This window comes from Herbiconiux sp. VKM Ac-2851 (genome assembly GCF_013205105.1).
GTDB lineage: Bacteria > Actinomycetota > Actinomycetes > Actinomycetales > Microbacteriaceae > Herbiconiux > Herbiconiux flava.
This window is the reverse complement of the sequence record NZ_JABMLJ010000002.1, coordinates 1,081,295-1,095,149: the sequence shown is the minus strand read 5'-3', so window position 1 is coordinate 1,095,149 and position 13,855 is coordinate 1,081,295. Positions and strand designations below refer to the sequence as shown.

The following is a 13,855-nucleotide window of genomic DNA, read 5'->3' as shown; positions in this document are numbered from 1 at the left end:
GGCTCCCCCTGGCCTCAGGCGAGCCGGTCTTCGAGGCCCCAGGCCTGCCCGTAGCCGCCCTCGTCCAGCGGCGTGGCCATCAGGTCGAGGAACGCCTTCGCGTCGAACGCCTCCGGGCCGAGCACGCCGGTACCGGACCAGGTGCCGTTCGAGAGCAGCTCGAGCGCGATGACCGGGTTGAGGGCCGTCTGCCAGACGACGCACTGGGCCTCGTACTCGGCCATCGTCCACTCGTTGTCGCTGACGTGGTAGAGGTACACCTCGCGCGGCTCGCCGTCGGTGCCGGTGCCCGTGACCCAGAGGCCGGCGCAGGTCTTGCCCGTCATGAAGGGGCCGAGGGTCGCGGGGTCGGGCAGGCCGGCCGCCACGACGTCGCGGGGGGCGACCTCGACGGGGCCGTTCGCCGAGCGCACGCGAACGGGCTGGGTCTTGTCGAGCCCGAGCTGGTGCAGCGTCTTCAGGATGCCGATGAACTCCTCGCCGAGCCCGTACTTGAAGGTCACGCGCTTGGCGTCGACCCAGCGCGGCATCAGCAGCACCTCCTCGTGCTCGACGTTGACGCACTCGACGTCGCCGATGCCCTCGGGGAAGGTGAAGACCTCGGGCTCCGAGAACGGCGGGGTGGTGAACCAGCCGGTGTCCTTCTCCCAGATCACGGGAGGGTTCAGGCACTCCTCGATCGTGGTCCAGATCGAGAACGAGGGGGCGAAGATCTCGTTGCCGTCGCTGTCGCGCACCACGAGGTTGGCCCCGTCGCGGGTGCCGAGCTCGTCGATCTCGCTGAACAGGTGGTCGGCGGCGTACCGGGCGAAGACGTCGGAGAGGCCGGGCTCGACGCCCATGCCGACGAGGGCGAGGCGGCCGGCCTTCTCCCAGTCGGGCGCCTGCGCGAACTGGTCGTCGCCGAGCTTGACGCCGGTCTCGGTGTAGGGGTTCGTGGGATGCGGCTCCGACAGGCTCATGGCCATGTCGAGGTAGTCGGCACCCGCGGCGAGCGCCCCGGCGAAGATGGTCGGCACGAACTTCGGCTCGACGGCGTTCATGACGTGGGTGGCGCCGTGCCGGCGGGCGACCTCGGCGACGTCGTCGGGGTTCGAGGCGTCGATGCGGTCGGCGGTGAAGCGGGCCGCGACCTCGGGGCCGTGCTTGCCCTCGACCCACGCGACGGTGCGTTCGGCTCGGGCGAGGTCGTAGTCGGTGACGACGATGTGGTCGTAGAAGCTGCGGCGTGCGGCGATCTTGGCGATCGCGTCGCCGACACCGCCCGCGCCGACAAGGAGGATTCTCATGCCCCGACGCTACCGGTAACCCCGGGCGGAGCGGAACGGTTCCAGATGGGCCGATGGTCGCGCACCCGTTCGGCGTAGATCTTCGACGCGAAGGGGGCCCAGACCAGTGCGGCGACGCCCGCTCCGAGCAGCAGCCCGCCGATGGTGTCGGTGAGCCAGTGGGCGCCGAGGTAGGTGCGGCTGGCCATCATCAGCAGCGTGTAGACCGAGCCGGCCACCCAGATCCAGGTGCGGGCGAAGACGATGCCGAGCACCACGGCGAGCGTCGCCGCGTTCGCGGAGTGACCGGAGGGGAAGGAGCCGAAGTCGCTGACGACCAGCATGTCCTCGGGCCGGGGCCGCCCGACCGCGGTCTTCAGCACCTGCACGACGGCCGCGCTCAGGATGATCGAGATCGTGAAGAACAGCGCGGCCCAGGGGCGCCGGAAGATCAGCAGCAGCGCGATCACGACGAGCGGGATCACGATCACCGCGAGGAACCCGCCGCCGAGGTAGTTCATCACGAGCGACGGCGCCTCGAGGACCGGGGTGCGGTTCTCGAGGATCTCGTCCATCCACTCCTCGTCGATGCCGAACGGCAGGCCCTGCTCGCGCACGACGACGATGACCCCGAGCAGCACGGCGACCAGGAGCGCCACGACGGCCGAGACGACCGGCCATCGCCGCGTGACCTTGTAGGGAACGGGGGGCTCGGGCGGGCCGAGGGTCTCGGCGGGTTGCGGCGGCTGCTCTGACATCCCGTGAGCGTACCTCAGTGCCCGAGAGCCGGCACCCGCTTCGGCCGCACCACGAACCACAGTGACAGGATGCTCACGAGCGCCGTCGCCCCCATCACCGCCGCCATCGGTGTGGCCGAGTCGATGCCGAGCACGCCGACCAGGGGCGACACGATCCCGGCCATCCCGAAGTTCACGGCGCCGAGCAGCGACGCCGCGGTGCCCGCCTCGTGGCCGTGCGCGTTCAGCGCGAGCACCTGGACGCACGGGAAGGTGAGTCCGCAGGAGGCGATGAAGAACCAGAGCGGGATGAGCGTTCCCCAGAGGCCGAGGTCGAGCACCGAGAACAGGGCGATCAGCGCCGCGCAGGTGAACAGCAGCACGGTCGAGACCGCGAGGATCCACTGGGGCCCGAACCAGCGGGTCAGCCGGGCGCTCAGCTGGGTGCCCGCGACGATGCCGAGCGAGTTGACGGCGAAGAGCAGGCCGTACTGCTGCGGGTCGAAGCCGTAGACCTGCTGGAACAGGAAGGAGCTCGCCGAGAGGTAGGAGAACAGCCCCGAGAAGGTCATGCCGCCGATCAGGGCGACGCCGACGAAGATCGGGTCGGTCAGCACGTTGCGGTAGCGGCGCAGCACACCGGAACCCCCGGCGCCGCTCCTGCGCTCCTTCGGCAACGTCTCGCTGATCCAGAGCGACACCACGGTCACCACGAGCGCCCCGTAGGCGGCGAGCACCCAGAAGATGCCCCGCCAGTCCACCACGAGCAGCAGCTGCGAGCCGATCACCGGCGCGATGATCGGGGCGAGGCCGGAGACGAGCGCCAGCCGGGACAACATGACCACCAGCCGGCGCCCGCCGAACAGGTCGCGCACCATCGCCATCGCGACCACGCCTCCGGCCGCGGCGCCCATGCCCTGGATGACCCGGAACACCCCGAGGCTCACGATCTCGGGCGCGAGCGCCGCACCGACGCACGCCAGCACGTGCACCGACGAGGCGATGATGATGGGCATCCGTCGCCCGACCCGGTCACTCAGCGGCCCCACCAGCAACTGCCCCAGCGCGAAGCCCAGGGTGGTGCCGGTGAGGGTGAGCTGGATCGCGGCGGCCGAGACGCCGAAGTCGGCCTCGAGCACCGGGAACGCCGGCAGGTAGAGGTCGATCGTGAACGGGCCGAGCGCCACGAGTGCGCCGAGGATGATGACGTAGAAGAAGCGGCGGCGGCCGCTCAGCGCGTCGCCCGGGTGCAGGACCGTCGTCAAATCTACCGACGCCCCGTTCCGTCGACGGCGAAGGGCTCGATGGCGGCGAGCTCGTCGACGGAGAGCTTCGGGGCGCCGAGCGCGGCGACGTTCTGCTCGAGCTGCGCGACGCTCGAGGCGCCGATCAGCGCGCTGGTGACCTGCGGGTGGCGGAGCACCCAGGTCAGCGCCAGCTGGGCGAGGGTCTGGCCGCGGCCCTTCGCGATCTCGGCGAGCCCGCGGGCGCGCTCGAGGTAGGTGTCGTCGATGCGGTCGGCCGAGAGGAAATTGCTGGTCGCGGCCCGCGAGTCGGCGGGCACGTGGCCGCTGAGGTAGCGGTCGGTGAGCAGGCCCTGCTGCAGCGGCGAGAAGACGATGCTGCCGGCGCCGACCTCCTCGAGCACGGGCAGGAGGCCCGTCTCGATGTGGCGGTTGAACATCGAGTAGCTCGGCTGGTGGATGGTCAGCGGCACCTTGTGCTCGGCCAGGATGCGCGCGGCCTCGCGGGTCTGCTCGGGCGAGTAGTTCGAGACGCCGACGTAGAGCGCCTTGCCCGAGTGCACCGCGGTCGCGAGGGCGCCCATGGTCTCCTCGAGCGGGGTCTCGGGGTCGAAGCGGTGCGAGTAGAAGATGTCGACGTAGGGCAGGCCGAGGCGGGTCAGCGACTGGTCGAGCGAGGAGAGCAGGTTCTTGCGCGAGCCCCACTCCCCGTAGGGGCCCTCCCACATGTGGTAGCCGGCCTTCGACGAGATGATCAGCTCGTCGCGGTAGGGCGCGAGGTCTTCGGCGAAGACGCGGCCGAAGTTCGTCTCGGCCGATCCGGCGGGCGGGCCGTAGTTGTTGGCGAGGTCGAAGTGGGTGATGCCGAGGTCGAAGGCGCGGCGGATGATCGCGCGCTGGGTGTCGATGGGGCGCTCGTGGCCGAAGTTGTGCCAGAGGCCGAGCGAGAGCTCGGGGAGCTTCAGGCCGCTCCGGCCCGAGCGCTTGTAGGGCATCCGCTCGTAGCGGTCGGCGGCGGCGAGGTAGGTGTCGGACAACGCGGGGCTCGTTTCTCTTCGGCTCTTCGGCTCTTGGGCTCTTCGGTGCGGTGCGGTGCGGTGTGGTGCTGGAAGCGGGTGGGGTTCAGGGGGCCGCGAGCACGTCGAGGCCGGCGGCCCGCAGCGCGGCGAGCCGGTCGTCGTGGCCGGCCGGGGCGTCGGCTCCGGCTGCGGTGACCAGCAGCTCGAACTCGGCCAGACCTCCCACGATACCCACGTCGGCGTGCCCGATCTTCGACGGATCGGCCACGACCACGGCGCGGTCGCTCGCCGCCACCATGGCGCTCTTCAGCTCGGACTCGGGGAGGTTGACGTTCGTCACCCCGGCGCGGGCGTCGACCCCGGTGCAGCCGATGATCGCGAGGTCGGCGTGCAGGCGGCTGAGCAGCGCCGAGGCGTAGGGCGCGACGAGCGAGTGCTGCAAGGGCCGGAGCGTGCCGCCGGTGACGACGACGGTGAAGCGCGGGATCGCGTCCTCGAGCGCGAGCGCGATGGAGAGGCCGTTCGTGATCACGACGACGTCGTCGAGGTCGTCGCGCTCGAGCAGGGCGTCGGCCACGGCGGCGGTGGTGGTGCCGACGTCGAGCAGCACGCTGCTGCCGCTCTCGACGAGCGCGGCAGCGGCGACGCCGATGCGGCGCTTCTCGTCGGCCCAGGTCGCCCGCGCCGACTCGAACGAGGGCTCCAGCGCATCGGTGCGGGGGGACATTCCGCGCAGCACCGCTCCCCCGTGCACGCGGTCGACGGCGCCGTCGCGCTCGAGCGCCGCGAGGTCGCTGCGCACGGTGACCTCGGAGACGCCGAGCTCGCGACTCAGCTCGGCGACGCGCGCGAAGCCGGTCGCCGCGACGAGCTCGAGCACGCGCGTGCGCCGCACCGTCGACGCGTCATTCCCCATGGCTACATCTTACGCATTCGAAACCGAATCGGCGGGCTTGACTTTCGGGTTCGAAACTGGCGTAATCGAGGGGTGCAGACCCTCAGCAACGGGATCATCAAGCGGGTGCACCGTCTCTCCGACGGCCGCGAACTGATCTACTTCGACGACCCCGACACCCTCCTCCCTCCCGAGCGGGCCGACGACGCCCGCCCGGAGGCGCCCCGGCCGCCGGTGGCGCAGATGCGGCAGGACCCGCTGACCGGCGAGTGGGTCTCCATCGCCGCCGCGCGCCAGAACCGCGTGATGCTGCCGCCGAAGCACCTCGACCCGCTCGCCCCGTCGAGCCCCGAGAACCTCACCGAGGTGCCGAGCAACTACGACGTCGCGGTGTTCGAGAACAAGTCGCCGTCGTTCGGCCCCGACTTGGCTCCCGAGGGCACCGACCCGGCCGTCTCCCTCGCCGAGCTGCGGGAGGTCGGCCTCGGCCGCACCGCCACCTCGGTGGGGCGCTGCGAGGTCGTCTGCTTCAGCCCGGCGACCGAGGGCTCCTTCGCCGACCTCTCCGTCACCCGGGCGCGCACCGTGATCGAGGCCTGGGCCGATCGCACGGCCGCCCTCTCGGCGCTGCCGGGCGTGCAGCAGGTCTTCCCGTTCGAGAACCGCGGCGAGGCCATCGGCGTCACCCTGCACCACCCGCACGGCCAGATCTACTCCTACCCCTACATCACGCCGCGCACGCAGAAGCTGATCTCGTCGATCGAGAGCTACGGCCCCACGCTGTTCGCCGACATCCTCGAGTTCGAGCGCGGCTCCGACCGCGTGCTGATCCAGGGCGAGCACGTCACCGCCTTCGTGCCGTTCGCGGCCCGCTGGCCCGTCGAGGTGCACCTGCTGATGAACCGGCACGTGCCCGACTTCGCCGAGACCACCCCCGAGGAGCGCGACGAGCTCGCGGTCGTCTACCGCCGCATCCTGCGCGGCATCGACCGCCTGTACGACACACCGACCCCCTACATCTCGGCCTGGCACCAGGCGCCGGTGAACGAGCACCGCGACGACATCCGCCTGATGCTGCAGATCACCTCGCCGCGCCGAGCGGCCGACAAGATGAAGTTCCTGGCCGGCTCCGAAGCCGCCATGGGCGCCTTCATCGGAGACGTTCCGCCCGAGACGGCGGCCGGTCTCCTGAAGGACGCCCTCGCCCGCGCAGACAAGGACGACGCATGACCGACATCACCACCCCCGCCCCCGCCCCGAAGGGCCTCGACGAGCTCGACTCCGCCGCCGTCCGCGGCTTCGCGGCCGCCTACGGCGAGGCTCCCACCTCGCTCTGGGCCGCTCCCGGCCGGGTCAACTTCATCGGCGAGCACACCGACTACAACGACGGCTTCGTGCTGCCCTTCGCGATCGACCGCCACACGGTGATGGCCGCTCGGGTGCGCGATGACCGCCTGGTGCGCGTCTCGTCGTCGTTCACCGACGAGATCGTCGAGATCTCGATCGACGACCTCTCGGCCGAGGCCGTGTCGGGCTGGTCGGCCTACCTGCTCGGCGTCATCTGGGCCGCGGGGGTGCAGGGCGCCGACCTCGCCCGGGTACCCGGCCTCGACCTCTACGTCGTCTCCGACATCCCCGTCGGCGCCGGGCTCTCCTCGAGCGCCGCGCTCGAGGGCGTCGTCGGCCTCGCGATCGACGAGCTCTGGGGCCTAGGCTTCGACCGCCGCACCCTGGCGGTGATCGGCCGCCGCGCCGAGAACGAGGCCGTGGGAGCGCCCACGGGCATCATGGACCAGTCGGCCGTGCTGCTCGGCCGCCTCGACTCGGCCGTGCTGATCGACTGCCGCTCGCTCGAGACCCGCGTCGTGCCGCTCGGCCTCGACGACGAGGAGCTCGTCATCGTCGTCACCGACACCCGGGTCGAGCACGAGCACGCCACCGGCGGGTACGCCGCCCGTCGCGCCTCGTGCGAACTCGGCGCCCGCACCCTCGGGGTGCCGTCGCTGCGCGACCTCGGCCCCGACGACCTCGGCCGCGCCGAGGAGCTGCTCGACGACGAGACCTTCCGCCGCGTGCGCCACATCATCACCGAGAACGAGCGTGTGCTCGACCTCGTGCGCACCCTCGAGAAGCACGGGGCCGGCGCGGTCGGCCCGCAGCTCGACGCCTCGCACACCTCCATGCGCGACGACTTCGAGATCTCGGTGCCCGAGCTCGACCTGTCCGTCGAGGTCGCCCGCCGCGTCGGCGCCATCGGTTCGCGGATGACCGGCGGCGGCTTCGGCGGATCGTCGATCGCCCTGATCCACCGCTCGAAGGCCGAGGCGCTGGCCGAGGCGCAGCGCGCCGCGTTCGCCGAGGCGGGCTACCGCGAACCCGTGGTGTTCACCGTGGTGCCGTCGGAGGGGGCCGTCCGCCGGCCGTTCGGCGGAGCATCCGTCATCGACCCCGCCATCGAGAGGATCTCGGAATGACCACCTGGCTCGTCACCGGAGGCGCCGGCTACATCGGCGCCCACGTCGTCCGCGCGCTGCAGGGCGCAGGACTCACACCCGTCGTGCTCGACGACCTCTCCAGCGGCTTCCCCGGCTTCGTGCCGGAGGGTGTCGCGTTCGTCCAGGGCTCGATCCTCGACGGCGAGCTCGTCGAGCGGACGCTGCGCGACCACGACGTCACCGGCGTCATCCACGTCGCCGGCTACAAGTACGCGGGCGTCTCCGTGAAGCGGCCGCTGCACACCTACGAGCAGAACGTCACGGGCACCGCGGTGCTGCTCGAGCGCATGCAGACCGTCGGCGTGTCCCGCCTGGTGTTCTCCTCCAGCGCCGCCGTCTACGGCACCCCCGACACCCTGCTCGTCACCGAGGACACCCCGAAGGCGCCCGAGTCGCCCTACGGCGAGTCGAAGCTGATCGGCGAGTGGCTGCTGCGCGACCAGGCGGTCGCCGCCGGGCTCGAGGCCACCGCCCTGCGCTACTTCAACGTCGTCGGCTCGGGCTCGCCCGACCTCTACGACGCGAGCGCGCACAACCTGTTCCCGCTGGTCTTCCGCGCGCTCGGCGAGGGCCGCACCCCCACGATCTTCGGCGACGACTACGACACCCCCGACGGCACCTGCGTGCGCGACTACATCCACGTCTCCGACCTGGCGCTCGCCCACGTGGCGGCCGCGCGCCGGCTCGAGGCCGGCGAGAGCGTGCTGCCCGCCTACAACCTGGGCTCGGGCGACGGCGTCTCGGTGCGCGAGATCATGGATGCGGTAGCCTCGGTCACCGGCATCGACTTCACCCCCGAGGTGGCTCCGCGCCGCCCGGGCGACCCGGCCCGCATCGTGGCGCTCGGCGAGCTCGCCGCCCGCGACCTCGGCTGGGAGATGCGGCACACGCTCGGCGAGATGGTGCAGTCGGCGTGGGAGGCGTACCCGAAGGGGTAGGCGGCGGCTCGGCGAGCGGTCGGGCGGGTCGGTTCTCGGCTCAGCCCGTCACCGCGGGCGGGGTCACGATCTCGAGCACGGCGACCGTGAGGTTGAAGGCGCCGTGCGCCACGATCGACGGCCCGAGCCGCTTCGTCACGACCGCCATCAGCCCCAGCACGATCCCCACCACGAACAGGGTGAGGAGGCGGGACGCGGCGGCGGCCGTCTCGGGCACGCCGTCGAGATGGAACGCCGTGAACAGCAGCGCCGAGCCGAGCACCGCGATCGTCGCGGCCCGGCGCCGCCGCGCATCCGTCGACCCGGCCGGAGCGACCGCGCGCTCGATCGAGCGCAGCACCAGACCGCGGAAGTAGAGCTCCTCGACCACGGGCGACACGACGGAGGCGGCCAGCACCGCGAACAGCACGAACAGCACCGGGTCGCCCACACCCCCGGAGAACGCCGTGGCCCGGGTGCCGGTCGCCTGCCGCACGAGCTCGGCGAGGCCGAGCGCCGCGAGCCGCAGCCCCACCCCGACGCCGAGCCCCACCACGAGGTCGACGGGCCGGATGCGCAGCCCGAAGTCGAGGCGGAGGCTCCGCCGTCCGCGCCACCAGGTGGCGACCAGCACCACGGCGACGAGCGGCAGCCAGCCGCCCACCACCTGCTCGATGCCGAGCACCAGCGCCGGTTCGCCACCGACCCCGGGGAGCCGCACGAGCACCCGAGCCACAGCCGACAGCACGGCGAAGGCGGCGATGCCCGCGACCACGTCGACGAGGCCCCAGCGCACCTCGCGGGGCTGGGCGGTCTCGTTCGGCGTCACCGCGTCACCTGGCGACCGCATCATGGCGTGACCGCGTCACGCGGGGGCGAGGAGCGCCCCGACGGCCGCGGGCTCGGCACCCGCGTGCACCTCGCCGGTCACGCGGCCGGCGGCCATCGTGACGACGCGGTCGCAGAGCGCGAGCAGGGCCGGGAGGTCGGCCGAGGCGATCACGACGGCCTTGCCGGCGGCGCGGGCCGCCTCGAGGTGGGCGACGATGTCGGCCCGCTGCGCATCCGTCGACCCGCGGAACGGTTCGCCGAGCATCAGCACCCGGCGGTCGGAGGCGGGGAAGGCCGCGACCAGGCCGCGGATGTGGCCCGCCTCGTCGCCGCCCTTGCCGAGGGCGCGGGCGGCCCCGAGCATCGTGGCGCCGAGGCCTTCGCGCGGGGCGGTGTCGCTGTCGCGGTCGACCAGGCCGAGCGAGACGAGGGCCGGCAGCTTCGAGGCCGAGACGGGCATGGCGATGCCGCCGACGAAGCGCACCCGGTAGCGGGGGGCCGAGGTGGTGGCGAGGAAGAGGCCGGCGGCGATGGCCTTCTCGACGGTGGAGGTGTCGACCAGGCGGCCGTCGACCTCGACGGTGCCCGTGGTGGCGGTGCCCTCGGAGCGGCCGTAGACGCTGAGCAGCAGCGACTCGGCCCCCGAGTCGCGGAGGCCCGCGACGCCGACGATCTCGCCGGCTCGCACCTCCAGCCCGGCGTCGGAGACGAGGGCGCGCTCGGGTTCGACCGGGTCGAAGGTGCTCCAGCCGGTGACGCGGAGGAGCGGGCTGCCGGCGGACGGCGGCGTTGCCGGGGCGGCCGGACGCGCATCCGTCGGCCCCACCAGCTCGGCGAGCACCCGGTCGCGCATGACCTCGCGGTCGGCGGCCGAGCCCGCCCAGGACGCCCTCGGATGGACGCCGACGATCGCGCCGCCGCGCAGCACCACGAGCTCGTCGGCATAGCCGAGCGCCTCGGCCGGGCGCTGCGTCACGACCAGCACGGCGGTGCCCCGGATGGCGAGACCCGAGAGCACCTCGAGCAGCCGGGCTGTCTCGGCCGGGGAGAGCCGCGCCGACGGCTCGTCGAGCGCGACGACCGACGCCCCGCGGGCCTCGGCCCGGGCGATCTCGATCACGAGCCGGTCGAACTCGCCGGCGTCACCGGCGCGGTCGACCGGCCGCAGCGTCGAGCCCAGGCCGGCGAGCAGTGCTGCGGCGTCGTCGCGGGTGCGCTTCCAGTCGATGCCTCCACGGAAGAGGCCCCGCGCGCGTCGGCGCTCGTGCCCCATGAAGATGTTCTCGGCGACGTCGAGTGCCGGCACGAGGCCCCGGCGGCGGTCGATCCAGGTGTAGACCGGGGAGGCGCCGGAGGTGATCCGCTCGGCGACCTGGCGCGCGAGCGCATCGGCGCCCGACTCGTCGCCGGCGCAGACCGCGACCACCGCCCCGGACCGCGCGACCAGCTCGTCGCCGCCGGGGAGGGTGAAACGGAATTCGGCGGGTGTCACGACCGCGACCCTATACCGGGCCGGGTGGACACCCGCCGAATGCTCATGCGGAGAGGCGGAGCCGAGGCTCAGCGACCGCCGGAGCGGCGCTTGTTGTAGACGTCGAACGCGACCGCGAGCAGCAGCACGAGGCCCTTGACGGCCTGCTGCCACTCGATGCCGATGCCCATGATCGACATGCCGTTGTTCAGCACACCGATGATCAGACCACCGATGATGGCGCCACCGATGGTGCCGACACCACCCTGCACCGCCGCGCCGCCGATGAAGGCGGCGGAGATGGCCTCGAGCTCGAAGCCGTCACCGGCCTTCGGGCCGGCCAGGTTGAGGCGGGCGGTGAAGATCAGGCCGGCGAGCGCGGCCAGCACGCCCATGTTCACGAACAGCCAGAAGGTGACGTTGCGGGTCTTGATGCCCGACAGCTCCGCGGCGTGCAGGTTGCCGCCGATGGCGTAGACGTGACGGCCGAAGGTCGAGCGGTTCATGACCGTGCCGTAGATCAGCACGAGCACGGCGAGCACGATCAGCGTGACCGGGATGCCCTTGTAGGTGGCGAGGGCGTAGGCGAACAGGCCGACGGCCACGGCGACGAGCACCAGCTTGGCGACGAACCAGGCGAAGGGCTCGACCTCCTGGCCGTAGCTCTGGCGGGCCCGGCGGGTGCGGAACTGCGACACGAACAGCGCGATGATCGCGATCGCCGCGATGCCGAGGGTCAGCGGGTCGAGCTCGAACTCACCGAACAGGTCGGTGAGGAAGCCGTTGCCGAGGGCACGGTACTCGGTCGGGAACGAGCCGATGTTGGCGTTGCCCAGCACGACGAGGGCGAGTCCGCGGAAGATCAGCATGCCCGCCAAGGTCACGATGAACGCGGGTATGCCCACGAAGGCGATCCAGAAGCCCTGCCAGACGCCCACCAGGGCACCGACGGCGAGCGACAGGATGATCGAGAGCCACCAGGGCAGACCCCACTGGACGGCGAACACACCCGAGACGGCACCGACGAACGCGGCGACCGAACCGACCGACAGGTCGATGTGGCCGGCGATGATGACCATCACCATGCCGATCGCGAGAACGAGGATGTAGCCGTTCTGCACGATCAGGTTGGAGATGTTCTGCGGGCGCAGCAGGATGCCGTTGGTCAGGATGCTGAACAGCACCACCACCAGCACGAGCGCGATGAAGATGCCGTTCTTGCCGAGGTCACCCAGGATGTGGCTGAGCCGTTCGGTGAACTTGTTCTCGACGGGGTTGACTTGCGCGCCCGCGGCCGTCGCGTCGGACGGCTTGGTTTCCAGGTCGGACATGGTCGTTGATTCTCCTCTTCCGTCAGCGCGCGGGCTAGCGGGGCTTTTCCATGGTCATGAGTTTGAGCAGGGCCTCGGGGGTGGCCTCCGCGATGGGCAGCTCGCCGGTGATCCGGCCCTCGGAGAGGGCGTAGACGCGGTCGCAGATGCCGAGCAGCTCCGGCAGCTCGGAGGAGATGACGATGATGCCCTTCCCCTCGGCCGCGAGCTTGTTGATGATGCTGTAGATCTCGTACTTCGCACCCACGTCGATGCCGCGGGTGGGCTCGTCGAGGATCAGCACGTCGGGGTCGGAGTAGATCCACTTCGACAGCACGACCTTCTGCTGGTTTCCGCCCGAGAGCTTCCCGGTCTTCGCCAGCACGCTCGGCGCCTTGATGTTCATGCTCGTGCGGTAGGAGTTCGCGACCTGGAACTCCTTGCCGTCGTCGACCAGACCGAAGCGCTCGAGCTTCTCCAGCGACGCCATCGAGATGTTGCGCTTGATGTCGTCGATCAGGTTGAGCCCGTAGGTCTTGCGGTCCTCCGTGGCGTAGGCGAGACCGTTCTCGATCGCCTCGGCGACCGTGCGGGTCTTCACTTCCTTGCCCTTGACGAAGACGCGGCCCGAGATCTTGGAGCCGTAGCTGCGGCCGAACAGGCTCATCGCGAACTCGGTGCGGCCGGCGCCCATCAGGCCCGCGATGCCGACGATCTCGCCGGCGCGGACGGTGATGTTCACGTCGTCGACCATGACGCGGGTCGGGTCCTGGGGGTGGTGGGCGGTCCACTCCTCGACGCGGAGGATCTCCTCGCCGATGTGCGGGGTGTGGTCGGGGTAGCGGTGCTCGAGGTCGCGCCCCACCATGTCCTTGATGATGCGTTCCTCGGTGACGTCGTTCTTCGAGATCGTCTCGATGGTCTTGCCGTCACGGATGACGGTGACCGAGTCGGCGACCTTCTTGATCTCGTTCAGCTTGTGGCTGATGATGATCGACGTGATGCCCTGCTCCTTGAGGTGCAGGATGAGGTTCAGCAGGTGGTCGGAGTCCTCGTCGTTCAGGGCCGCGGTCGGCTCGTCGAGGATGAGCAGCTTCACGCGCTTGGACAGCGCCTTCGCGATCTCCACGAGCTGCTGCTTGCCCACGCCGATGTCCCGCACCTTGGTGGTGGGGTTCTCCTTCAGACCGACCCGCGCGAGCAGCGCGGCGGCCTCGTGGTTGGTCTTGTTCCAGTCGATCAGGCCGAACGGGCCCTTCAACTCGTTGTTCAAGAAGATGTTCTCGGCGATCGAGAGGTAGGGGCTGAGGGCGAGCTCCTGGTGGATGATCACGATGCCCTTCGCCTCCGAGTCACGGATGTCGCGGAACTGCACGACCTCGTCCTCGAACACGATGTCACCCTCGTAGGTGCCATGCGGGTACACACCCGAGAGCACCTTCATCAGCGTCGACTTGCCGGCGCCGTTCTCCCCGCAGATCGCGTGGACCTCGCCGCGGCGGACGTCGACCGTCACGTTCTGCAGCGCCTTCACGCCGGGGAACGTCTTGGTGATGCTCCGCATCTCGAGGATGTTCGTCCTGTCATCGGACATGTCGTGGATTACCTGCTTCCTTGCCTCGTACGCCGTACGCCGGGTGGGGCGAGACCCCCGCGCCCCGGCCGCGC

General features: G+C 71.0%; 12 protein-coding genes. 3 read left to right on the top strand and 9 right to left on the bottom strand.

Translation table 11 applies throughout. The features are described from left to right. Nucleotides 1–14 precede the first annotated feature (14 nt). The 5 genes from HQQ85_RS11730 to HQQ85_RS11710 form a co-directional block, all read right to left on the bottom strand. The gene (locus HQQ85_RS11730; protein ID WP_173182642.1) at nt 15–1,289 is read right to left on the bottom strand and encodes a saccharopine dehydrogenase family protein; all 1,275 of its coding nucleotides are present in this window, start codon (nt 1,287–1,289) and stop codon (nt 15–17) included. Then, nucleotides 1,286–2,026 (bottom strand): phosphatase PAP2 family protein, encoded by a 741-nt coding sequence (locus HQQ85_RS11725; RefSeq protein ID WP_173182641.1) that lies wholly within the window; start codon nt 2,024–2,026, stop codon nt 1,286–1,288. Before HQQ85_RS11725 ends, HQQ85_RS11730 begins: the two co-directional genes overlap by 4 nt. 14 nt (nt 2,027–2,040) lie before the next feature. Then, a complete protein-coding gene (locus tag HQQ85_RS11720; RefSeq protein ID WP_173182640.1) occupies nt 2,041–3,270 on the bottom strand; it encodes a multidrug effflux MFS transporter in 1,230 nt (409 codons plus the stop codon). A 2-nt stretch (nt 3,271–3,272) separates the two neighbouring features. Further along, nucleotides 3,273–4,244, bottom strand: coding sequence for an aldo/keto reductase (locus HQQ85_RS11715; RefSeq protein ID WP_173182954.1), 972 nt, complete (start codon nt 4,242–4,244; stop codon nt 3,273–3,275). A gap of 127 nt (nt 4,245–4,371) precedes the next feature. Then, nucleotides 4,372–5,184 carry a DeoR/GlpR family DNA-binding transcription regulator gene (locus tag HQQ85_RS11710; protein WP_173182639.1) on the bottom strand — a complete coding sequence of 271 codons (813 nt, stop codon included), beginning with the start codon at nt 5,182–5,184 and terminating at the stop codon, nt 4,372–4,374. A gap of 72 nt (nt 5,185–5,256) precedes the next feature. Here HQQ85_RS11710 and galT point away from each other — a divergent pair, with 72 nt between their 5' ends. Genes galT through galE form a run of 3 tightly spaced genes read left to right on the top strand, consistent with a single transcriptional unit; the run spans nt 5,257 to nt 8,596 of the window. After that, nucleotides 5,257–6,393 carry a galactose-1-phosphate uridylyltransferase gene (gene galT, locus HQQ85_RS11705; RefSeq protein ID WP_371741867.1) on the top strand — a complete coding sequence of 379 codons (1,137 nt, stop codon included), beginning with the start codon at nt 5,257–5,259 and terminating at the stop codon, nt 6,391–6,393. Beyond that, nucleotides 6,390–7,637, top strand: a complete 1,248-nt coding sequence (gene galK, locus HQQ85_RS11700; RefSeq protein ID WP_173182638.1) for a galactokinase — start codon at nt 6,390–6,392, stop codon at nt 7,635–7,637. Before galT ends, galK begins: the two co-directional genes overlap by 4 nt. Next, nucleotides 7,634–8,596 carry a UDP-glucose 4-epimerase GalE gene (gene galE, locus HQQ85_RS11695; RefSeq protein WP_173182637.1) on the top strand — a complete coding sequence of 321 codons (963 nt, stop codon included), beginning with the start codon at nt 7,634–7,636 and terminating at the stop codon, nt 8,594–8,596. The genes galK and galE overlap by 4 nt, the downstream gene beginning before the upstream one ends. A 40-nt stretch (nt 8,597–8,636) precedes the next feature. Here galE and HQQ85_RS11690 read toward each other — a convergent pair whose 3' ends face one another. From HQQ85_RS11690 to mmsA, 4 genes are all read right to left on the bottom strand, one after another. After that, on the bottom strand, nt 8,637–9,404 hold the full coding sequence (locus tag HQQ85_RS11690; RefSeq protein WP_173182636.1) for a type II CAAX endopeptidase family protein: 768 nt from the start codon (nt 9,402–9,404) through the stop codon (nt 8,637–8,639). A gap of 36 nt (nt 9,405–9,440) precedes the next feature. Further along, the gene (locus HQQ85_RS11685; protein WP_173182635.1) at nt 9,441–10,898 is read right to left on the bottom strand and encodes a sugar ABC transporter ATP-binding protein; all 1,458 of its coding nucleotides are present in this window, start codon (nt 10,896–10,898) and stop codon (nt 9,441–9,443) included. A 68-nt stretch (nt 10,899–10,966) separates the two neighbouring features. Then, nucleotides 10,967–12,208 (bottom strand): multiple monosaccharide ABC transporter permease, encoded by a 1,242-nt coding sequence (gene mmsB, locus HQQ85_RS11680; RefSeq protein ID WP_173182634.1) that lies wholly within the window; start codon nt 12,206–12,208, stop codon nt 10,967–10,969. Between the two features lie 34 nt (nt 12,209–12,242). Then, nucleotides 12,243–13,781, bottom strand: coding sequence for a multiple monosaccharide ABC transporter ATP-binding protein (mmsA, locus tag HQQ85_RS11675; RefSeq protein WP_173182633.1), 1,539 nt, complete (start codon nt 13,779–13,781; stop codon nt 12,243–12,245). Nucleotides 13,782–13,855: the final 74 nt, after the last annotated feature.